Source organism: Streptomyces glomeratus, from assembly GCF_021462825.1.
GTDB lineage: Bacteria > Actinomycetota > Actinomycetes > Streptomycetales > Streptomycetaceae > Streptomyces > Streptomyces glomeratus.
Genome location: NZ_JAKEEB010000048.1, coordinates 16,610 through 36,725 on the forward strand (window position 1 = coordinate 16,610; position 20,116 = coordinate 36,725).

Sequence of the window (20,116 nt, forward strand, 5' to 3'; positions counted from 1 at the left end):
TCAGCTGCCGCCGATACCGAGGGCAGTGAGCAGGACCAGGACAAGGGTGGCCACGGCGAGGAGTCCGTGTGCCAGCACCACGGGCAGAGGGAAGTGCCGTTCGGCGGGCACGGCCACTTCGGCTGTCTGCGCCGTCGCGGTGGCTGGGGCCGTTTCGGCGGTGGCACGGTTGCGGTAGACGGGGATCCAGCGGGCCAGCATGACGAATCCCAGTAGGGCGACCGGCAGAAGCAGGCCGAACGCGGTCCAGGCCAGAACATTGTTGTCGGCCACGACATAGATGATCCACACCACCAGCCCGATCGCGGCGAGGGCGAAATGCCCGAAGACGACCGGCGCGGGCAGGCGGCTGGCACGGGACTGCTGTTGCCGGATTCCGCCCCGCTGGATCCATGTGCCGAGCAGGTAGAAGCCGCCGAGGGCGGTGACCACCCAGGTGATCAGTGCGGCGATGTCCATGGGTAACTCCCGAGTGATGAGGGTGTCGAAGGCAGCCGGACGACACACCGGCCGCCGTGAAGGCTGCGCGAGCCGGCTCACACGGCAGAGCGGGCGTCTCGCTCGCTGCGGTCAGGCGTGTATCCCTCGGCCTGGGTGACCTCATCGGCGACCCGTACGCCGTAGCGGTACGCGAGCTTTCCGCCCAGAAATCCGGCGACGCCCAGGACCATCAGGCTGAGTGCGGAGAGAGTGAGCCTGCCGAGGCCGACACTCCCGCCGTCGGTATAGGTGCTGTGGCGCCACAGGAAGTTGACGGTGTAGGCGGCGGTCACCAGCAGGTTCAGGGTCATGTGGACCAGTGCGGTGCGAAAGGCCGGGGTGCCGGCCGGAATCGCGAACAGATCGAGGGATCCGACCAGGGCCGCCAGCAGGGCACCGATCACCCCGACGGCGATCAGCCACTGCGAGCCCTGGCTCAGGAATCCCGGACGGTGCACGACCTGGGAAGCGATGTCGAACACGAGACTGGCCACCCAGGCACCGATCGGCACGGTCACCAGGATCGGGTGGAACGGATGGCCGTACGGGCCGGCGAGCGAGGCGCTGACCGGACGTTTCGCCTGGAGCTGTGACTCATGGTCCATCGCGACCTCCCACTAGTTTCACCAACGAATATTGGTGTTATTTGAGAGGGGCGTCAAGACATGCAGCACACATGGTCAAAAGAAGGCTTGTGCCCACGCACATGGGAGTTACCGTGGTCTGGTGGCTTCTGACCCGACTCCGCAGGCCGACGCGGCCCACACCGCCATCGACTCCGTCAGCGCTCTGAGCGAGGACTCGCGGCGGCGCATGTTCAGCTTCATCCGGCGTGCCCGCCGGGCCGTCACCCGGGACGAGGCGGCCGCCAGCGTCGGCATCTCCCGCAAACTCGCCGCCTTCCACCTCGACAAGCTCGTGGACGCCGGTCTGCTCCGCGCGCGCTACGAAACGCCCGACGGGATCCGCAAGGTCGGCAGACAACCGAAGGTGTACGAAGCCACCGACGCCCAGATCACCGTGAGCATCCCCGACCGACGCCACGAGCTCCTGGCGGACCTTCTGCTGGATGCCGTCCTGACCGAGGGTGCCGACGAAAGCGCCGCGCAGGCAGCCCTGCGCACCGCCGAGCAGCGCGGCCGGCGGATGGGCGAGACCGCGCGGGACGAGACCCGACCGGGCCGCCTGGGCCCAGAGCGCGGCCTGACCGCCTGCGAGCGGCTGCTGGACCAGTGCGGCTACGAACCCGTCCGGGAAACGCCCACCCGGCTCCGCCTGCGCAACTGTCCCTTCCACCCGCTGGCCGCGAAGGCCCCCGACCTGGTGTGCGGCATGAACCAGGCCTTCCTCAGCGGCTTCCTCAACGGCCTGCAGGTCAACGGGGTCCAAGCCGTCCTGGCACCCGAGCCCGGGGAATGCTGTGTGCGGCTGGGCCCGGGCGACACCGATGATGACGACCAGACGGCCCAGGACCACTGACGTGACGCCGATCGGGCCGCGCTGCCGGCGGACCGGATCGACGAAGGCGGGGGCGAGGCGGTAGCCCTGCGGTATCGCCCCGCCACCCCCGGCCGCCGTCGGCGACGCTGCCCAGCCAGCCGGAGACCTGGTCCGCTACCGCCGGGCAACCCCTGCTGATCGCCGGCATCGCCCCCGCTGGGGTGAGCTTCCCACGGCGGCTCTTGATGTCGGCCCTTGATGTCGGCTCTTGATGCCGGAGCGCCCAGCGCCGACAGTCGCTACTGCTGCCGTGTACGGCGAGACCGCGTCGCTTCGAAGGTCAGCAGTCTCGTTTGCGCTCGCTCTCGACCACCCCGCCGGAGGGGCTGGTCAAGTCCCCTCAGCCATGTGAACGCGGATGTCCTGCCCTACGGATGTACAAGCCTTCCAGGAGGGCGGTCAGGTAGCGGCGGGCGGTCTCGATACGGTCGTCGGGGGCGCTGTGCACGTTCGCGGCGTAGGCGACTCCGCACATGAGCGGCACCAGGTCGTCGGAGGTCAGGTCGGCGCGCACAACCCCGGCCTCGCGGGCCCGCTCGAGCAGCTGTGCGCCCACCGACCGTAGGGTCCGCTTCAGTTCGGTGGTGCGCGGCAGGGTGTCCGTGGGTGCGGCGGTGACCGCGGACAGGGAGGCGTCACTGACCTGCGCTTCGATGGTGCGGGTCAGGAAGTCCGCGAGGGCGCGCCCGGGGTCGGTGTCGGCCAGCGCCTGCTCGCCGTGGGCGGCGAGTCCCTCCAGGCAGGGGGTGGCAACGGTCTCCAGCAGCGCCTCGGCGGTGGGGAAGTGGCGGTAGACGGTGCCGACGCCCAGTCCGGCGCGGCGGGCGATGTCGTTGAGCTGTAGTGGTGTGCCTTCGTCCACGAGATCGCGGGCCACGGCGACGATGCGTTCCCAGTTGCGGGCGGCGTCCTTGCGTAGGGGGGCGGTCGTCATGGGAGAAGTCTATCTGGATGGTTCATCCGATTGCTGCGGCGTACGAACCGGATGAGCCACCACTTCCCCCTTCGGGCAACTCCGTGCCCAGCCGCGCCTGCACATGGGCCCGAGGACCAGGGGGCCGTCGTCTCCGACCTCGTGGCGCCCTTCACCGGACGCCCACCTTGCTGCCCTGAGGAAACGAGCGGCCTTGCGGTCGTGGCTGATCGGCCCCGGCTGCCGTCACCCGGCCATGACGGGAGCGAGGCGCTCACTGAGGCGGCGGACGGCCTCGGCGACGCGGGGGTCCGTAGCCGAACGGAAGGGGGCGACCGGATGAGCCTGCGGTCCGATGACGACGCCGGTTTGGCCGGTCAGCGAGCCGTCGGTCGCGGCGAAGATCGAGGGCCTGGCCGCCACGGACGCCGGGCCCGAGGTCGAGCGTTCGAACTTGCGCCGGACCAGTGGCCAGAGCAGCCGCAGCCCCGGCGAGACGATCTTCGGATTGCGCATGGTGCCGTTGGTCATGTCGGTCGCGGCGCCGCCGGGGTCCGCCGCGAACACCGAGACGCCCGTGCCGTCGAGCCGGCCGGCCAGCTCCAGGGTGTAGGTGAGGTTGGCGAGCTTGGCGCGGCCGTACCAGTGGAAGCCGTAGTAGCCCCCCGGCGGCTCGACGGCATCGAAGACGCGCTTGGCGACGCCGACCGCGCCCGAGGTGACGTTCACGATCCGGCTCGGCGCACCGGCTCGCAGTGCGGGCAGCAGCAGTTCGGTGAGCAGATACGGCGAGAGGTGATTGACGGCGAACGTCGCTTCGATCCCGTCGACCGAGTCCTGTCGTTCCGGGAACATCGCTCCCACGTTGTTGACCAGCACGGTCAGCGGACCGTCGGCGGCGATGCGGTCGGCGAGGGCGCGGACCGCATCGAGTGAGGACAGTTCGGCGGCCAGGAACCGGGCGGAATGCAACGGTGCCGTTGTGTTGATCCGTTCGACCGCGCGCGCACCTCTTTCGGCGTTGCGCCCGACCACCGTGACCGCAAGGCCTGCCTCTGCCAGGCCCAGGGCGGTCTCCAGCCCGATTCCCGCTGTCCCCGCCGTCACCAGCGCTGTCTGCTTCATCACTTGACCCGCTTCGCGTATCTGGATGGATTATCCGGTTGACGTCAGCATAGCAGATCCGGATGACCTATCCGGTTGGAGCGTGTGGTATGGCGTTGCCGCATCCCGGCCCGTAGCGGCCGGCTCCGTTCCGGACTCGGCGTGTTGAGCATCCGCCCGGACGCCTCTGAGTACGCGTACTCAAGGCTCGGCGGCCATCGGCGGGGAGAGTGGGGGCAGCCCGAACGACCGGAGAGGACCGTGCGCATGCCCCGCAGCATCACCCGACCCAACACCGCCTTCCGTACCGGCAGATTCCGGGCCGCCGCTGCCACTTTCGTCGGCGCGACCGCCCTCGTGACGCTCACCGGGTGTTCCTCCCTCGAGTTCCGGGAGGACATCTGCATGAGCAGCGAATACCCCGTCCTGACAGTGGGCGGCACCGGTTCGGCGTGCGTCGCGGAAGGCCAAAAGCCTCCGGCGGGATACGCGCGATACCCGGAGGGCAAGGTGCCGCAGCAGGTCGACGACGAGTGGGACGTGTACTGGCGTACTCACACGCTCGACAAGGACGGCAACGTCATCGACGCGCCGGACGGGGGCTGACCGGTCAGCCGGCGCCACGGGTGGCGCCCCGCCATGGGGTGCAGGGAGGCCGGCACTATGCGACCTGGCCCGGCGGCAACCGGGCACAGCCGCCGGCCATCCACGTCACCGCAGGCCAAGAGGGTGAACACACCAGCCTTCAAAGCTGCCATGAGCAGGTTCCCAAGGCCTGGGACCAGGCTCGGAAGACCGCGTACCGGACCTAGGACAGAGGCTGACCGCCAAGGCCCGTTCTGCTGACCCCGCGAGGTGAAAAAGTCATCGGCCCTATCCAGCCCGCACGGATCAGGGCGATCTGGGAGGGCAGCGGTGACACCGGGTCAACAGCTCTTCCGCGCGACCCGCTCCACGCCGATCCGCGCGCACACCTCCTCGTACGATTCCTTCACGCCGGCCGGCATGGCCCCGGGTCTCAGCACTGAGGCTCCGACGAGTCGCACCCGAGGGCGGTCGTCCTCGATGCAGCCATCGCCCTTGAAGTGGTAGTGACGCAGAGCCCGAGCAAGGGCGTTCACGCTTCGCCGCAGCGGTGTGGAGCCTTCGAGATCCGCCTGGAACGAGAGCCAGCCCTCGTTGGACGCCTCCGCACTGACATTGCCGGCGAGGCGCTCGATCTCCCGTAGATAATCAAGGTCGCTGAGCTCGCGTGACGTCATGGTCCGGAGTCTCGCACCATGCCGAACGGCGCCTGAACAGGTTTTCGGTGGCGTGCAGCGTCGAGCAGAATGCAAGGGCGCCCGGGCGCCGACCTCATCGACTCACGAAGAGGGGCAGGCAGCCACAGGGCGTGGGCCGGTATGCCCGGACCGGTGGCCCGCACCATGACGGTGGCGCACCGGATGAAAGGAGCAGCCATGCAGACGGTTGAGTATGTCGACGCCTTGGCGGCGGAGGCGCACGCCGGCCAGGTCGACAAGATCGGCGTGCCCTATGTCGAGCATGTCCGCGCGGTCGCTGCGGGACTCTCACCGTTCGGCCCGGAGTTGATGATGGCCGGGCTGCTGCACGACGTGATCGAGGACACCCGCTGGACGGCTGAGCAGTTGCGGGCAGCCGGTATCCCGGCCCATGTCGTCTCTGTTGTGGAGGTGGTGACCAACGAGCCCGGTGTGCCCTACGGCGAGAAACTCAAGCGCATCAGCACCAACCGAGACGCAACCCTTGTGAAGATCGCCGACAATGCCCACAACAGTCACCCCGATCGGACCGCCCACCTTCCTGCCGGGAAGCGCGATCGGCTGGCTGCGAAGTACCGGGCGGCCCGCGACGTGCTCTGGGCCGCCGCCGACAGCGAGCACATCGAGGCTGTCCTCTCGATCGTCAACCCTTCGCTGCTTGCCGAGCTGAGGGAGCGGCAGATCGCCGCGGAATCGGAGCGCCCACCATCCGGGCGCTGAAGCCGTCCACCGCCTGACAAAGCCCTACCCGGAGTCCGGAGGGGGTCGCTGCGCGCGTGACTTCGGCTGAGACGGGGCATCGTCAGCGGTGCGCGCAGCCCTTCGTGGGCGTTGCACCGCCAGGCGACAGCACCACAGACGCGGGTGAGCCCTGCGTGATACGTTCTGCTTCGCCGTGCGCCGCTGTGAATTGAGGAGGTGAGACCGATCAACGCTATGACAGGTCGGGGCTCCCTCTCTCGCATGGTCTAGGGAGTGCCCGCAGAAGGCATCCCGAAAGGCTTGAAACGCTATGCGCTTCAGCTCTACCACGTCGTACGACGGCGTCTGTGAACAGCTCTTCGCCCTCGGCGAGATTCCCGGCGTGCTGTGGACGCCGGAAGGTGCCGCCGGTACTCGGCCCCTCATCCTGATGGGACACGGCGGCGGCCAGCACAAGAAGGCCCCCGACATCATGGCCCATGCGCGCCGCTTCGTGGCCGAGTGTGGTTTCGCGGTTGTGGCGGTGGACGTGCCTGGCCATGGCGACCGGCCAACGGATGAGGAGTACGACCGGATCGCGACCGAGAACCAGGCCCGCGTGGAAGCCGGCGAGGAGCTGGCCCCGCTGATCGCGGATTTCCAGGCGCTCGTGGCTCGCCGGACTGTCCCGGAATGGCAGGCGGTTCTGGACGCGGTCCAGCAGATCAAGCACGTCGGCGCCGGCCCGGTGGGCTATTGGGGGATGTCGTTGGGTTGCGGACTCGGCGTTCCGTTCGTTGCCGCCGAGCCCCGGGTACGCGCGGCGGTGCTGGGCCTGGGTGGGGCGTCGGCCTCTGCGGAGGCCGCCGCGCGAATCACCGTCCCGGTGGAGTTCCTGCTGCAGTGGGACGACGAGCGGGTGCCGCGGGCTCAGGGCTTGGCACTGTTCGACGCCTTGAACTCAGCCGACAAGACCCTGCACGCCAACCCTGGCAAGCACGGGGAAGTGCCGGCATTCGAGCTGGACAGCACGCTTCGGTTCTTCGCCAGGCACCTCGGCTGACATCACCGGCTGCATTACAGCGACGCGCCGATCGGGATCTGTTTCCCGATCGGCGCGCTCAGCGAACATGGCCGGCGTGGTCGCGCTGGCCGACTTCCTGGTCGCCGTGGGGCGACGACATCAGCCACCAGGTCCTTCGGGTTCAGTCTCTTTGGTCAGCGTCGTGCCCGGATGAGGATCGCTGCGGAGGTGGAGAGCGGCCTGGCAGGCGACGGCGTCCTCGACCGGCCGAGTGCCGCGAGCACGAACGTGACGCTGATGAGCAGGGCCCAGGCGCCGAACTTGCCCACGCCGACGGGCTGCCAGCCATGCAGCTGGTACGGGTAGCGCCAGGCGCCCACGTAAGTGGCGAGGTTCTCCGCCACCCACAGGAAGAACCCGATCAGGACGAACGACAGCGCCAGCGGCATGCTCCGCCGTGCCCCGCGCATCGTGAAGCGTACGGAAGTGCCCGCCGTGACGGCCGCGAGGAGCGCCGCGAGGGGCCAGCGGGCGTCGGGCAGCCAGTGGTGGCTGAAGAAGTTGACATAGACGCCGGCGGCCACCAGTGCCGTCGCCCGTGGCCGGTAGCGGCACAGCTCCAGGTCGAACAGGTGCCAGGCCCGGCAGACGTAGCTGCCGACAGCCGCGTAGAGGAAGCCCCCGTACAGGGGAACGCCCGCGAACTTCAGCACGGCTGGTTCCGGGTAGCTCCACGAGCCCTGCGAGACCTTCACCAGCTCGAACGCGAGGCCGATGACGTGGCAGGCGCTGATGACGGCGACGTCCCGTCCGCTTTCCCAGCCGCGCCGCCAGAACAGCAGCGTGAGCAGCGCGCCGTAGCCGACGAGCAGGTCGTAGCGGGCCACCGGTAGCCGCGGCAGCAGTTTCGATGCCGCCACTCCGGACAGCAGGGCGATGGCGAAAGCGCAGGCCCGGGTCTGGTTCCAGGTGAAGTCGAGCAGCTGGCCGATCAGGGAGGCCGGGCGGCCAGACGGTTTTGTAGTGAGCATGGTGATGGGAGAGACGGTGCGCAGCCCGTTCCGGGTTGCCAGGGGCGTGTGGGTCACAGAACGCCGGTCTTCTCCCCGCCGGTTCGTCGTCCCCGCCGTCGACAAGGGCAAGGCGATCCTGCTGCGACTGTGTGAGCGCATCGAGGCCGAGCGGCCATCGGATCTGACGGCCCTGTATGTGCTGACTCAGGCGGCGACGGACGAGTTCGACCTGTTGCAAACGGAGTTCGAGGCAGCCGGAAGTGAGTTCGAGACGGTTGCGCGAGAGGAGATCGCCGAAGACTCCTGGTTCATCGCCATGGTCTACGGGTTCATGGACGCGGACACGGAGAAGCTGATTGCCACTCGGGAGTGGTGGTCAACGAGTTTGAGGCGTACATGACGGTCTCGGGTCAGTGTGATGCGGTTGCGGGTTGCTTCGACCTGCATGCAGAGGCGGACGCAACGGAGTAGCCCGGCGTGCGCACCCCGAGTCCGCGCGCGAGGCTGGTGTCATGGCTGAGCGTAGTGTGATCGTGTTCCCGCCGGGGGAGGGTGGCGGTCGGCGTGTCCAGGTCGACAGTGAGACGCTGGGTACGGCGTACAGCCTGCATGACCTCACGGTGTTCCTTCAGCGTGCCGGGTTGGAGGGTATGGACGAGTTGGATGTGGTCATGTCACCACTGGTCGAGTGGCACGGCGGCGGCCCCGAGGAGTGGCCGGCTGTGTCGTGATGCCTTGAGTGCTGCGGCTTGATCCGGTCGGTGTGGCCTGTGCCACACGGCTGTGGGTCTTCCGCTTTGACAGACGGAGGCGTACGTTCCGTTTACCTCGCGACGGCGCCCCCCAAGGCGCCGGCCCACCGGTTCCGGAACGGTGGGCCACGCGGGGGCCAACGTGGAAGTAACTGCTGATCGGAGGGCGGGGCGACGGGCCCGGCGCGGGGGAGCGCCGGTGTTGCCGTCGATCGTCCCGCAACCTCCCTCCACTCCCGCGGGCGGGTGTGTCGTGGGTCGCGCCGAGTGGCGTGTCCGCCGTACGAGTCCACGGAGGCGGCGATCGACAGCTTCGCCGCGACGACGTGCTGTCTGGGAGTGCGTCTGGAGGCCGATGGCCGGTGGCGTGTGTATGCGCCGCACGGCCTCTCCGATGTGTTCAACCTTGTTGTCCGGCCGAACCCGGTGCTTGCCCCGCAGTCGGTCTATGAGACGAAGGCAGCGCGGTGGCGGGAGCAGTGGCCGGAGCTGACCATGCCGGACTGGCCTGTCGCGAGCATCACGAGGGCTTCGCCCGGCGACTGACCTCGGCTGCGCGCCACATGTGGACGGTGCTGTGTTCGCGTCCCGCCTCGGCAAGGGGGTGAGGGCTTCGCGGGCCGGTGCTGCTTCATGCGGCTTGCAGGTAGGCCTTGGCGTTCAGCGCAGTACGGCCGCCAGCAGGTCGGAGCCCAGCGCCGTCACCTCGGGAAGGTTGAGGGCGTAACGGACGTAACGACCATGCCGCCGGGCCGTGAGCAGACCCGCCCGGCGCAGGACGGCGAGGTGGCGGGAAACCTCCGGGGGCGAGAGTTCCCAGGCGTGGGCCAGCTCACCGGTGGTGTGCGGGCCCCGGGCCAGGGTACGCAGCAGCCGCAGACGTACCGGATGAGCCAGTGCCTCCAGCCTCAGCGTGACCGTTTCCAGCGATACCGGCTCTGATGGACTCGGCTCGGCCACGGGGTACTGCACCACCGGCTGCCATCCGGGCGCATGGACCACCACCAGGTGCGGGCGGCCGAAGACGCTGGGGAGGAAGGTGACCCCGGTGCCGTGGGCGGCGGTCGCGTTGTCCTGCAGCTTGTCCACGATGATGCAGTCGCCGTCCGGTGCCAGGGTGACGGCGCCGGAGACCGACGCGAGGGCAGCCCCGAGACCCTGGCGCCTCAGCAGGTCGTTCTTCATGCGCAGGTCGGTGGCGAGTCGCACGGCGACGCCCGCCCAGGCCGCGTCGAAGAAGGTCCCCGCGCACAGTTCGAGGGTGTGGCGCACCCGGGTCCGCACGGCGGCCGGGTCCGCGAGCAGCCGTTCCGCGAAGGCCTCTTGGAGCGCGCCGCGGGCCTGGGCAAGGTCCAGGGCCCGTTCGCGCGCCGTCGCGTCGGCGAGCGGCGACGGCGCGGCGAAGTGGACCCGGTTGCTGCCGCACGTGGTGACGAGCGCGGCGGTCACATACGTTTCGTCGTCGATCCGGTCCACGTCGTCCAGCTCCTCGGTGAGGGTCGGCCGAGGCCGAGCGGGGACAAGGAAGTCGGCTCTGGAGGAACGCCACAGAAACTCCGCCTCCCGCAACCGCTCGGCCAACTCCGGCGGAAGCCCGGCCCAGACATCCCCGGCCCACTCGGCGAGCTGCGGATGATGTCCGGGTTCGGCCAGCACGTGCAGCATCGCGGTCAGTTCGGCCAGCGGAGAGGCCGCGAACCGCAGCCGCTCGAGCGGAAGGCCGGTGATGTCGATCTTCAACGTCATCCCCTCATCATCACTGGTCGGACGGCCCGCGACGGCGTCGGTTGACGGTGTCCGTCAACCGACGTGCCCTGCCCGGCGGCCGAACGCACCGTGGGCGCCATGGCAACCACCACCAAGACCCGCCCTCGCGCCCTGATCGATGCCTCCGGAGGCCCCCGCTACGCCGTCGCCCTGGCCGTGGACGCGATCGGCACCGGCCTGCTGCGGCCCTTTCTGCTGCTCTATGGAGTGACGGTGCTGAGGCTGTCCGCGCCGGTCACCGGCACCGCCATGACGGTCGGTGTCGCCGCGGGCCTGGGGTGCATGCCCGTGGTGGGCCGATGGCTGGACCGGGGTGCACGGAGCACGGCCGTGGCGGCGTCGATGCTGGTGCGGGTACTGGGTGTGGTTCTGCTGCTGGCCGCCCCGGCGGGACACGTCTGGCCGTTCGCGACGGCGGCGCTCTTCCTCGGCATCGGCAACCAGGCATGGCCTGCCGCCCATGCCGCCCTGGTGGCCACGATCGCCCACGGCCGGGAACGCGACGCGGCCCTCGCAGGGAGTCGCGCCCTGCGCAACGCCGGCCTGGGTGCGGGTGCACTTCTGGCCGCCGCCTGCCTGACGGGCGGCACCGCCGCATTGCAAGCGCTGGCAGCCATCACCGGGCTCGGCTACCTTGCCGCAGCCGCCCTGGCGTGGTCGGTTCACGTGCACGCACATCCGGCCGCCGACGCGGGCCGGCACGGCGACGACGAGCCCATACCGCGGATGCGGGCGCTGCTGTGCGCCAATGTGATCTACGTCTTCTGCCTGAACGTCCCCGAAATCGCGCTTCCTCTGGTCCTGGTGACACAGTTGCACGCATCCCCAGTGTGGTCGGCGGCCGTCTTCGTGGCCAACACCGTGCTGGTGGTCACTCTTCAGGTTCCGGTCACTGTCCTGATGTCCCGCTTCGCGCGCCGCGCCGTACTGGCTCTGGCCGGCGTGGTGCTCACCGCGTCGTATCTCGGCTTCCTCGCGGCCACCTCCCTGGGGCAAGGCTGGGGCGCCCCGGCCGTCACCGCAGTCTCCGTGGTCTGCACCCTGGGCGAGATCATCTACGCCGGCAGCGCCACCGCGCTCGTCACTGCCCTCGCCCCGGCCCATGTCCTGGGACGGGTCCTCGCCCGCTTCCAGCTCTCCACGGGCTTCGGCCTCGCCGTCTCCCCGGCGGTCATCACCACTCTCGCACCGCACGGCTCGGCCGCCCTGTGGGGCGGTCTCGCCGCTGCGACCCTCCTCTCCGCCTCCGTGGTCGCCCGTTGAGCCGGATCCGCCAGGATCCTGCGACCGGGCACGAAGACCCAGCCAGGCGACCGCCGCTCACGCGGTGACCGGCGCCGCCCGGACCGCCTGCCGGACGGGACCCCTCGGCAGGTGCCGGAGGCGCGCGTGACCGGTCATCCGGTTGTACGCGCCGTGGATGTCCTCGCCGCCCTCGGGCACGGCAGCGTGCCGCTGCTGGTCCTGGCCGCGGTGTTGTTGCTGGACTTCGCCGTGCAGTGCCATCAGGCGCTGGGCCGGCACGAGATGTACTCCCTGCGCGGCGACGCCCTGCACGCGTCAACACCGCCTTCATGACCACGACCTTCGTCGGCGGCGCCATCTCCTCCGCCGTGACCGGGGCACTGCACACCGCCGGCGGCTGGACCGGCGTGTGCGCCGTCGGGACGGCACTGCCGTTGGCCGGTCCGCTGATGTGGTCCTACGGCCAGTGGACGACCGCGCGCACCCAAGCGCAGTCGGACGCCTGCGCCCGGCCAAGGCCGCGAACACCGTGGACGTCGCATGAGCGGAGCCGGTCGGCCGGGCCGACTGCGTCATCCCAGAGGGCGACCGGCGGCGACCAAGTGGCCGCGTGCAGGCCCGGTTCCAGGGCGCCTTGCTGCGTGGCCGGCGTGGACGTGGCCGCGTTTGTGTCCGAAAGACGCCGGGTCCCTCCCCTGGTGCCGCATTACGTTCGGTCCATGATGCGGCAAACCAGGTGGCAACGGGGGTCGGGAACCGGGCCGGCTGGGCGGGGGCTGGCGCCGTTGGTCGCCGGGCTTGTGGGGCTCGCGGTCATCGTCGTGGGTCTGGTCCTGGCCGCCGGCTCCCGCGTCGAACAGCGGGAGTTCGAGCGCGCACCGTACTGCTCGACTCCGCCGCCGGCTGATACGAGTCATTGCAAGCTGCGGGTCTCGATGACCGTCACGGCGCGATCCACCTACACCACCAGTGACCGGGATCCGCCGGATCCACCGAACCCGCCGGATCCGGTGCCGCCCCCGCCGCCCGCTCTCCCACAATTCCGTGTCGGATCGTACGTCCGTGCGCTCCGCGTTGGAGTCGTCGCAGGCGCTATGGCACGATCCGACGTCCGGGTTGTGCATGCTCCGGTCCTGGCGGGGCTGCGGATGGCGGCCGCCTCGGAGACCACACACTACGAGATCACCGTGCGCACGGCAGACGGGAGGCACCACAAGCTCGAGGTCGAGCAGGATTTCTACAAGGTGGCCAAACCCGGCACCGTCGGCACTGCGGAGTCATGGCATGGGCGACTGCTGCGGCTACGGATCGGCTCGCATGTCGACTATCAGTACCCCTTTCGGTGGGTGATCCCGTACTTGATCATCATTGTCGGCGCGGGGGTGCTCGTATACCCGATGTACCGCCTCATCCGGTCGGTCTATGACGCCATCCGGTGGCGGTACCGCCCTGTTCGCCGGTTGTGCCGATGACTTCGAAGGGGCTCGGAACCGTGGCGGTCCTCCCGCGACCGCCCTGCCGGCCGCCCGTTCAAGCCCCGCTTCCGCAAGCCCGGGGCGAGGGCCCGGGCACAGACGGCGCGGGCCCTCCGGGGTGTCACCGGGCGTCACACGTGCGGACGGTGACCCTTCTCCTGGCGCGGGAAGGTCTGGTTCGCTCCCGGAAGCCTCGGCTTCGGCAACGTCCTCACCTCCTCCTTCGCCTTCTCCAGCTGCTTCGCGGTGTCGTCGGGGAGCCGGGGCGGGCGAGGGCGGGCGTCGCGCAAGCGGAAGGCGGTCGTGAAGTCGCCGAAGGTGGCGCGCCGCCAGCGGCTGATGTTCGGCTCCTTCACGCCGGTGAACCGCTCGAGGAACTGCAGCGCGGAGGTGTGGTCGAATGCCTCCGAAGCGACCCAACCGCCCACGGTCCAGGGCGAAATGATGATGGCCGGGACACCGAAGCCGCCACCGATCGGCAGACCCTTGATGTACTCGTTCGCCGTGCCCACGGGCGGGGTGGGTGGGGCGACGTGGTCGAACAGACCGTCGTTCTCGTCGTAGCTGAGAATGAAGGCGGTCTTGCGCCATACCTTCGGGTTCGATGCGATCGCCTCGATCTTCGAGGCCACGAAGTCGGCGCCGGCCGCCGGTAGGTAGTCGGGGTGCTCCGACTGGTGGCTCGTCGGCATGATCCAGCTCACCGTGGGGGGGCGGTCGTTGCGGGCGTCGCTCTCGAAGGTGCCCTCGGGCTGCGGGCGTACGCCCCGCTCATACAGATCGGAGCCGGGCTTCGCCTTCTTGAAGGTGGCGAACTGCTCCAGCATGTTGCAGCCGTAGTCGTCGTCCTGCTGGTACACCTTCCAGCTGATGCCGGCCGCCTGGAGCCGTTCGGCGTACGTCGTCCAGCGGTACGGCTTGGGCGCGACATTGCTGATGATCGGGCCGCCGTGGGTGCCCCCGGGATCGATCGTGCCGGTCATCCACATCAGGCGGTTGGGCCAGGTGGGGCCGAACACCGAGCAGTAGTAGTTGTCGCAGATGGTGAAGGCCTCGGCCAGCGCGAACTGGAACGGGATGTCTTCGCGCGTGTAGTAACCCATCACATAGGGGCCGTTGACGCCGTCGGCCTTGCGATGGGCGGGCAGCCACTGGTCCATCTTGCCGCCGTTCCAGGCCTGGTGCTGCACGGACCACGCGTGGCTGGTGGACGGAATGGCCTGTGCGCTCGACTTGTGGGTGTCGAGGTGGAAGGGCAGCAGATAGCCCTTCGGGTTCTTGGCGTCGGGCTGGTAGAAGACGGAATGCCCGTTGCCGAGCCTGAGGGCGTGTGGGTCGTCGAAGCCCCGGACACCCGACAGGGTGCCGAAGTAGTGGTCGAACGACCGGTTCTCCTGCATCAGCATGACGACGTGCTCGATGTCGCGCAGCGAGCCTTGCCTGGTCGGCCCGGCGGCGACGGCCTTCCGAACGCTCGGGGGGAGGAGGGAGAGGGCCGCGGCGCTGCCCACCGCGCCTGCGGCCGAACCCAGAAGTCTGCGGCGTGTCAACTCAGGCATGATGGCCCCTTCTTGAGCGAGAGGTTCGCTCTTCGGAGTGACGGCCGGCCCGCGAAAGGCGGGCCGCTCATCATCCTTCGCCTGCGATGGCGGGGCGCATCAGGGATGGGTAGTGAACATGGAGCCAACGTGCGGGGAGGGGTTGGCCAAGCTGTGACTGTCAACACCCTTACGTCGCACGGTCGTTGCCGTGCGTTGGAAAACCATGGCAGCTGCATGGATCCAGGTGCGGCTCCCCCCCCCCGGCGCATCCGGTCTTCGAGACGGCGTAGCCGGGGAGGAGCAGAGCCGGGCGGAGGAACAGCGGCAGCAGGCCGGGCGGCGCGTTGCCGAGCTGTCCCCACAGCTTCGGGATGCCGAGCGCCGGCGCTCGGTCACCGTACGGGGCTACCCGCGTGCCCGCGGATGCCCGGCTACGGCCTGCTCAGCCCGATGCCGGCCCGGTGGTCGTCATCCAGCGGGGCTGTGCAGCGGTGGCCATCGCGGAGACCCGGATCACTGCACCCTCGCGAGGTTGCCGGCGATTGCGGTGAGCAGGGTCTCGTCGTGGGCGGCGGAGCCGTCCGCAGCCCAGCAGATGTAGCCGTCCGGACGGATGAGCAGGGCGGCAGCGCCCATGTCGTCGGTGCAGGTGGCGCGGACGAGGTCCACTCGTGGGGGGAGCGGGAGGTCGGCGGGGACGGTTCCGGCCAGATCGAGCAGGACGGCGTGCCCCGAGCCGAACAGCGTCGACAGCCGGACGGGGCCGGCTTCGGTGACCAGGTCGGCGTCCGGCATGCGCTGTCCGGTGAGGGGATGCCCCCCGGGCAGCCCGTAACGCAGCGAGAGGCCGGACATCAGTCCCGCGACATGGCGGTTGGCGTCGGGCAGCCGCAGCAGGTCGATGAAGATGTCGCGCAGGGCGGCCACGTCCTCGCTCGGATTCGGATCTGCGAGGACGCGCTGCGCCGACGTGTGATGCAGCACCTGCGCCCCTACCGGATGCCGTTCGCCGTGGTAGCTGTCCAGCAAGCCGCTCGGCGCCCGGTCCTGGACGACCGCGGCCAGTTTCCAGCCGAGGTTGAACGCGTCCTGTATGCCGAGGTTGAGCCCCTGCGCGCCCAGCGGCGGGTGGATGTGCGCGGCGTCGCCCGCGAACAGGACACGGCCCACCCGGTAGTGCTCCAGTTGCCGAGTGGCGTCGGTGAACCGCGAAGAGTTGTCCACGGCACCGAGGGTGGTCTCATCGCCGTACACGGCCTGCAGCGCGGCAGCGATCTCCTCCGGGGTGACGTGGGCCTCGCGGGTGGTGTCCGCCTGGCCCGTGCGCCCGAAGGTGAACCGGTACCGGTCGCCGCCGACGGGGACCAGCATGGCCCAGTAACCGCCCGCATGACGGGTCAGGGCGCTCATATGTCCCATCTGCTGCGGCACCAGGGGCGATACGGCGGACAGGCGAACGTCGGCCAACACCGCCTGATGTGTCCCGGGCCTGCCGGGGAACGGCAGTCCGAGCAGTTTGCGCACCGTACTGTGGCCACCGTCGCACGCCGCCAGGTAGCGAGCCCGCACCTTCAGATCGCCGGCCGTCACGACCACACCGTCGCTGTCCGGCTCGACCCCTGAGACGGCAGTGCCGCGCAGAACCCGCGCGCCGGCGGCGATCGCCCGCTCTTCGAGCACTTCCTCGATCTCCCACTGAGGGACCGCGATCGGGAAGGGGTGCCTGGTCTGCCAGGGTGTGCAGTCCAAGGGCACCGGCAGGCCCGCGAAGTGCCCGCCCACCGGGTCCCGCTGCATGGCCCGCTGCAGCAACGGCTCCAGCAGCCCGCGCGACTCCAGCAGCTCAGCGGTACGGGGCTGAATCCCGCCGCCCTTCACCTGCTCGATGCGTTGGGGCAGCCTCTCCAGGACCAGGGTCTCGACACCGGCCAGAGCCAGTTCGCAGGCCAGCATCAGTCCGGTCGGGCCCGCGCCCGCGACGACGACTTCGCTCGTGCTCTCCGTCAACACCGTCACTCCCTCTGATCTCTCGCCTGGGAGTAAATGTATACCAGGTGCAGAAATACTCTGGGGGTAGATTCTTGCTAAGGTGTACGTCGTGGACGGCAAGCCAGGGCTACGGGAACGAAAGAAGCAGCGGACCCACGCCGCGATCTCCGATGCGGCGATCACGCTGTTCCTCGAACATGGCTTCAACCAGGTCTCGGTGGCCCAGGTGGCCGAGGCGGCCGAGGTCTCCAAACGCACCCTCTTCGCCTACTTCCCGGCGAAGGAAGACCTTGTGGTGCATCGCCTGGCCGACCACGAGACCGAAGCGGCACGCGTCGTGCGGGCCCGCCCACCCGGCGCCGCCCCGCTGACCGCACTGCGCGACCACTTCCTCACGGGGCTGCGCGAGCGTGACCCGATCACCGGGCTCAACGACGCTCCCCAGGTGCGCAGGCTCACCCGGATGATCCTCGACACGCCCTCGCTGGTGGCCCGGATGGAACGGTTCAAGACCGGCGCCGAACGCGCTCTTGCCCAGGCATTGCAGGAAACGGCAGACACTCCGGAGCTCACGGCGCGGCTCGCTGCCGTCCAGATCGTCGCGGTCCAGTGGGCACTGGCAGGAGACAACGCCGAACGCCTGGCCTACGGGGAGTCGGCCGACGCGCGCTATGCGGGTGCGGTGGCTGACGCTGAACACGCGTTCGCGCTGCTGGCGAACGGATTGCGGCAACTGGCCCCGGGGGAGTGATCTTGGACGACTTGCTCGTGGGCCGTGAGCTGCCGACCCCGGGCCCGTGGGCCGGATGTCGGCTCACGGGCCCGGGGTCGACTGGGGCCTGTGCGTGCCTGTGTACCGCGACAACGCAATGCGCCGACGGTCGGACCGCGAACTGCCGGGCGATGGGTCGAGCGTTGTGGGGCCGGTCGACGTCCCGATCCGGTCGGTGGCAGCCGCGCCCGACCTTCGGGACGCTCGGGGCGGAGGAGCTGTGTGATCACCCTGAGCAAGCTGGGTGAGGCGCTGCCATGGTTTCCGTGGTTGTTCGACTCCGGGCACGCCGGTCAGGTCAGCCCGGCGAGCGGGTCGGTGGGCTTCCAGACGGTCGGAAGCACCACCTCGACACCGTCTCGGCGAGCCAGGGGAAGCAGTTGGTCCATGGTCGTGTCGAACCGGTCGGCGAAGTAGCGCATCGGCCGAAGCGGTCGATCCAGACCGGTGAAGAAGTCGTCCCAGTGCACCAGGATGACCCGTCGCGCGCCGGTGGCACCCACGACCTCGTCCCAGTAGGTGCGTACGAACTCGGGCGACTGCTTGCCGAGAATCCCCACGCCGAGGTAGATCGCGTCAGCCTGGCAGCCGGCGAACATTCCCGGCCGGTGATTCGCGCTGGCGTGCAGCAGCACGCTGCCCCGCGGGTGGGACACGTGCACGGAGAAAGCCGTGCCGGTCTTCCAGGCCTGTGCCCGGGCGGGCGGGACCAGTGGTTGGTCGACCGTGCCCGGGTAGTGGTCGCCGGGGCTGTGCACGGAGTCCAGGAAGGTCAGCTCGAACCGGCCGTAGACGAGCACGTCGCCGCCCCGGACCACCTTCAGCGACGACTCGGGGACACCCACGCCGCGTCCGACGTTGGCCGTTGACTCCGAGCCGACGAGATCGGCACCCGTCTCCAGACACCACACAGGAGCGTCGAGAGCGTGGTCGTAGTGAGTGTGCGCGCAGAACACCGCCGCGAGTGAGTGGGCATCCGACCGCTCGATCGCATCCCGCACCAGCGCCCGATCAGGTCCGATGCGGCCCAGCAAGACCCGCAACAAGCCGGGCCTGGTGACGAATCCGTCACAGAGCAGTGTGGTGTCCCCGTCGGAGAGCAACAGCGAACTGGTTCCCAGGAAGCGCGCGGTCAGACCATCAGGAGTGAGCACCGAACGTTGCATGTACGTGTGGTAGGGGCGCAGACTCGGACGACCGAACAGCGATCTCATGGCCCTGTCACCTCCGCTCACGTGGCTGCGCCAGTACGGGTTGCGGCAGTCCGAGGCAGACGTGGCTGGTGTGCGGCTGCGCGTCGGGCGTCATCGTTGCCTCCGCGGGGTGTGGCGTGAGGGTGGCAACGATATCGGCCGAGGGCGACGTTCGTTCGACAACGGCTGACACCAGCGAGCCGAGTTGTCGGTCCTGAACGAGGGCATCAGACGAGTTGAAGGAACCGGCCGACGACGTCGGCCTCAAGCGCGCCGGCTGGGGCCTGTCCGGCGGATCTTCCCGGACAGGCCCCAGTCCCGGGGAGGGCTCAGTGCTTGAGCGTGAAGGTGAAGTCGCCGGCGAGCTTGCCGCTCAGCCGGACCGCCGAGACGAGTTTCCCCTCCGTGATCAGTCTCTCGACTCCGGCCCGTGAAAGACCGCAGCCCGCAGCGATCAGTCGCACCGGCCGGACAGGGATCTGCGCCGCAAAGCGGACCGAGACGTCGATCACCTCGCGGCCCAGGTGATCCGATCCGCCGGTGTCGAGGCGCCAGGCGTTGTCCCAGTCGAGGGCGATGCGATTACGGCGGCGTACGACCGGATCCTGGAGCAGCTCGGCTGTCAGGCCAGGGTCGTTGTCATGCAGCCGGTCCAGCAGCTCAGGTCGTACGGAGCGCACATTCATCCGCTCCAGGACCGTGAGTTTTGCAGTATCCCCGCAGGCGGTACAGAGCGCGAGGAGCCAGGCGTCGATGAGCTTGTGGTTTGCGTTGACGCGAAATTTAGCGCTTGCCCGGAAGCGCTCGGACGCGCACGCGTGGCAACGGCGGAGAACGAGCGGCAGGCAGGTGGGCACGACCACCCAGTCTTTGAGCACAGAAGTACACCGGTTTCAGTGAGAAGTCCGCAGCAGAAAGGAGCGCGGCGCACATACGCGACGCGCGACGCATCAGCGCTCGGGAGGTCTCACAGGGTGTACAACGGCACGTCCTTGACTAGACGACTTGGTTCGGCAGCACGGTAGTGGCGCACAGCGGCGCTGCTCCACTGGTTTTCGAGCGCCTCACCGGGCGGCTGTCGGTGGCGGTGGCCCGCACAACCAGCACCGCAATTGGCGGGACCAGAGCGGGTCTTCCTCGTATGACGCGATTCGGTGCCTCGGTTCCACCGGCCGACCCATGGCGGACAGGGGGCGGCAGCATCCAAGCCTGTGCAGCCAGACGGCGGGTCATGTCCCGCGGGGTGGTGTAGTCACGGCAGCTGTTTCGGTTCCGGTTGTGGGGTGATCTGCGGTTCGGGTTCGGTTGGCTTGGTGGTGAAGAGCTCGGCCATGGAGGCTTCGGAGAGGTAGCGGCGGTCGAAGACCTGCCACTCGTCGTGGAG

Annotated in this window: 21 protein-coding genes and 2 pseudogenes; 11 read left to right on the forward strand and 12 right to left on the reverse strand. The window is 69.2% G+C overall.

Annotated features, from left to right (window positions below; translation table 11 throughout):
* The gene (locus LZ604_RS32505; protein ID WP_234519610.1) at positions 1–459 is read right to left on the reverse strand and encodes a hypothetical protein; all 459 of its coding nucleotides are present in this window, start codon (positions 457–459) and stop codon (positions 1–3) included.
* A 77-nt stretch (positions 460–536) separates the two neighbouring features.
* The gene (locus LZ604_RS32510) at positions 537–1,085 is read right to left on the reverse strand and encodes a DUF2231 domain-containing protein (RefSeq protein ID WP_234519611.1); all 549 of its coding nucleotides are present in this window, start codon (positions 1,083–1,085) and stop codon (positions 537–539) included.
* A 121-nt stretch (positions 1,086–1,206) separates the two neighbouring features.
* Between LZ604_RS32510 and LZ604_RS32515 the strand changes: the two genes are divergently transcribed.
* Positions 1,207–1,959 (forward strand): helix-turn-helix transcriptional regulator, encoded by a 753-nt coding sequence (locus LZ604_RS32515; protein ID WP_234519612.1) that lies wholly within the window; start codon positions 1,207–1,209, stop codon positions 1,957–1,959.
* Between the two features lie 361 nt (positions 1,960–2,320).
* Here the strand turns inward: LZ604_RS32515 and LZ604_RS35875 are convergent, their stop codons facing one another.
* Complete coding sequence (locus tag LZ604_RS35875) at positions 2,321–2,914, reverse strand: TetR/AcrR family transcriptional regulator (protein WP_267972121.1); 594 nt, start codon at positions 2,912–2,914, stop codon at positions 2,321–2,323.
* 225 nt (positions 2,915–3,139) lie between these two features.
* Positions 3,140–4,018 (reverse strand): SDR family NAD(P)-dependent oxidoreductase, encoded by an 879-nt coding sequence (locus tag LZ604_RS32525; protein ID WP_234519613.1) that lies wholly within the window; start codon positions 4,016–4,018, stop codon positions 3,140–3,142.
* Positions 4,019–4,264: 246 nt separating this feature from the next.
* Here LZ604_RS32525 and LZ604_RS32530 point away from each other — a divergent pair, with 246 nt between their 5' ends.
* The gene (locus tag LZ604_RS32530) at positions 4,265–4,603 is read left to right on the forward strand and encodes an SCO0607 family lipoprotein (protein ID WP_234519614.1); all 339 of its coding nucleotides are present in this window, start codon (positions 4,265–4,267) and stop codon (positions 4,601–4,603) included.
* Between the two features lie 320 nt (positions 4,604–4,923).
* Here the strand turns inward: LZ604_RS32530 and LZ604_RS32535 are convergent, their stop codons facing one another.
* Complete coding sequence (locus LZ604_RS32535) at positions 4,924–5,259, reverse strand: hypothetical protein (protein ID WP_234519615.1); 336 nt, start codon at positions 5,257–5,259, stop codon at positions 4,924–4,926.
* Between the two features lie 198 nt (positions 5,260–5,457).
* Between LZ604_RS32535 and LZ604_RS32540 the strand changes: the two genes are divergently transcribed.
* Positions 5,458–6,000, forward strand: a complete 543-nt coding sequence (locus tag LZ604_RS32540; protein ID WP_234519616.1) for an HD domain-containing protein — start codon at positions 5,458–5,460, stop codon at positions 5,998–6,000.
* A gap of 292 nt (positions 6,001–6,292) precedes the next feature.
* Positions 6,293–7,024, forward strand: coding sequence for a dienelactone hydrolase family protein (locus tag LZ604_RS32545; protein ID WP_234519617.1), 732 nt, complete (start codon positions 6,293–6,295; stop codon positions 7,022–7,024).
* A 155-nt stretch (positions 7,025–7,179) separates the two neighbouring features.
* Here LZ604_RS32545 and LZ604_RS32550 read toward each other — a convergent pair whose 3' ends face one another.
* Positions 7,180–8,016 (reverse strand): DUF817 domain-containing protein, encoded by an 837-nt coding sequence (locus LZ604_RS32550; RefSeq protein ID WP_234519618.1) that lies wholly within the window; start codon positions 8,014–8,016, stop codon positions 7,180–7,182.
* On the opposite strand from LZ604_RS32550, the gene LZ604_RS32555 reads away from it, so the two are divergent.
* From LZ604_RS32555 to LZ604_RS32565, 3 genes and pseudogenes are all read left to right on the forward strand, one after another.
* Positions 8,009–8,398 carry a DUF5713 family protein gene (locus LZ604_RS32555; RefSeq protein ID WP_234519619.1) on the forward strand — a complete coding sequence of 130 codons (390 nt, stop codon included), beginning with the start codon at positions 8,009–8,011 and terminating at the stop codon, positions 8,396–8,398. The two genes, LZ604_RS32550 and LZ604_RS32555, sit on opposite strands and share 8 nt — an antisense overlap.
* 112 nt (positions 8,399–8,510) lie before the next feature.
* Entirely contained in the window at positions 8,511–8,729 is a 219-nt protein-coding gene (locus tag LZ604_RS32560) for a hypothetical protein (RefSeq protein WP_234519620.1), read from the forward strand.
* A 288-nt stretch (positions 8,730–9,017) separates the two neighbouring features.
* A pseudogene (locus LZ604_RS32565) lies at positions 9,018–9,296 on the forward strand (nucleotidyltransferase family protein); the annotation flags it as partial.
* A 114-nt stretch (positions 9,297–9,410) separates the two neighbouring features.
* Here the strand turns inward: LZ604_RS32565 and LZ604_RS32570 are convergent.
* The gene (locus LZ604_RS32570) at positions 9,411–10,496 is read right to left on the reverse strand and encodes a helix-turn-helix domain-containing protein (RefSeq protein WP_234519621.1); all 1,086 of its coding nucleotides are present in this window, start codon (positions 10,494–10,496) and stop codon (positions 9,411–9,413) included.
* Positions 10,497–10,595: 99 nt separating this feature from the next.
* Between LZ604_RS32570 and LZ604_RS32575 the strand changes: the two genes are divergently transcribed.
* From LZ604_RS32575 to LZ604_RS32585, 3 genes are all read left to right on the forward strand, one after another.
* Positions 10,596–11,780, forward strand: coding sequence for an MFS transporter (locus LZ604_RS32575; protein WP_234519622.1), 1,185 nt, complete (start codon positions 10,596–10,598; stop codon positions 11,778–11,780).
* Positions 11,781–11,906: 126 nt separating this feature from the next.
* Positions 11,907–12,095, forward strand: a complete 189-nt coding sequence (locus LZ604_RS32580) for a hypothetical protein (protein ID WP_234519623.1) — start codon at positions 11,907–11,909, stop codon at positions 12,093–12,095.
* A gap of 761 nt (positions 12,096–12,856) precedes the next feature.
* Positions 12,857–13,234 carry a hypothetical protein gene (locus LZ604_RS32585; protein WP_234519624.1) on the forward strand — a complete coding sequence of 126 codons (378 nt, stop codon included), beginning with the start codon at positions 12,857–12,859 and terminating at the stop codon, positions 13,232–13,234.
* Positions 13,235–13,368: 134 nt separating this feature from the next.
* On the opposite strand, the gene LZ604_RS32590 is transcribed toward LZ604_RS32585, so the two are convergent.
* On the reverse strand, positions 13,369–14,796 hold the full coding sequence (locus LZ604_RS32590) for an alkaline phosphatase family protein (protein ID WP_234519625.1): 1,428 nt from the start codon (positions 14,794–14,796) through the stop codon (positions 13,369–13,371).
* Positions 14,797–15,291: 495 nt separating this feature from the next.
* Entirely contained in the window at positions 15,292–16,794 is a 1,503-nt protein-coding gene (locus LZ604_RS32595; protein WP_372482254.1) for an FAD-dependent monooxygenase, read from the reverse strand.
* Positions 16,795–16,876: 82 nt separating this feature from the next.
* On the opposite strand from LZ604_RS32595, the gene LZ604_RS32600 reads away from it, so the two are divergent.
* Positions 16,877–17,518: a TetR/AcrR family transcriptional regulator gene (locus tag LZ604_RS32600; RefSeq protein WP_234519627.1), complete on the forward strand. Its 642-nt coding sequence runs from the start codon at positions 16,877–16,879 to the stop codon at positions 17,516–17,518.
* 314 nt (positions 17,519–17,832) lie between these two features.
* On the opposite strand, the gene LZ604_RS32605 is transcribed toward LZ604_RS32600, so the two are convergent.
* From LZ604_RS32605 to LZ604_RS36615, 3 genes and pseudogenes are all read right to left on the reverse strand, one after another.
* Positions 17,833–18,753, reverse strand: coding sequence for an MBL fold metallo-hydrolase (locus LZ604_RS32605; protein ID WP_234519629.1), 921 nt, complete (start codon positions 18,751–18,753; stop codon positions 17,833–17,835).
* Between the two features lie 308 nt (positions 18,754–19,061).
* Positions 19,062–19,610, reverse strand: a complete 549-nt coding sequence (locus LZ604_RS32610; protein ID WP_234519631.1) for a DUF1062 domain-containing protein — start codon at positions 19,608–19,610, stop codon at positions 19,062–19,064.
* Between the two features lie 374 nt (positions 19,611–19,984).
* Positions 19,985–20,116, reverse strand: a pseudogene (locus tag LZ604_RS36615) (IS256 family transposase); the annotation flags it as partial.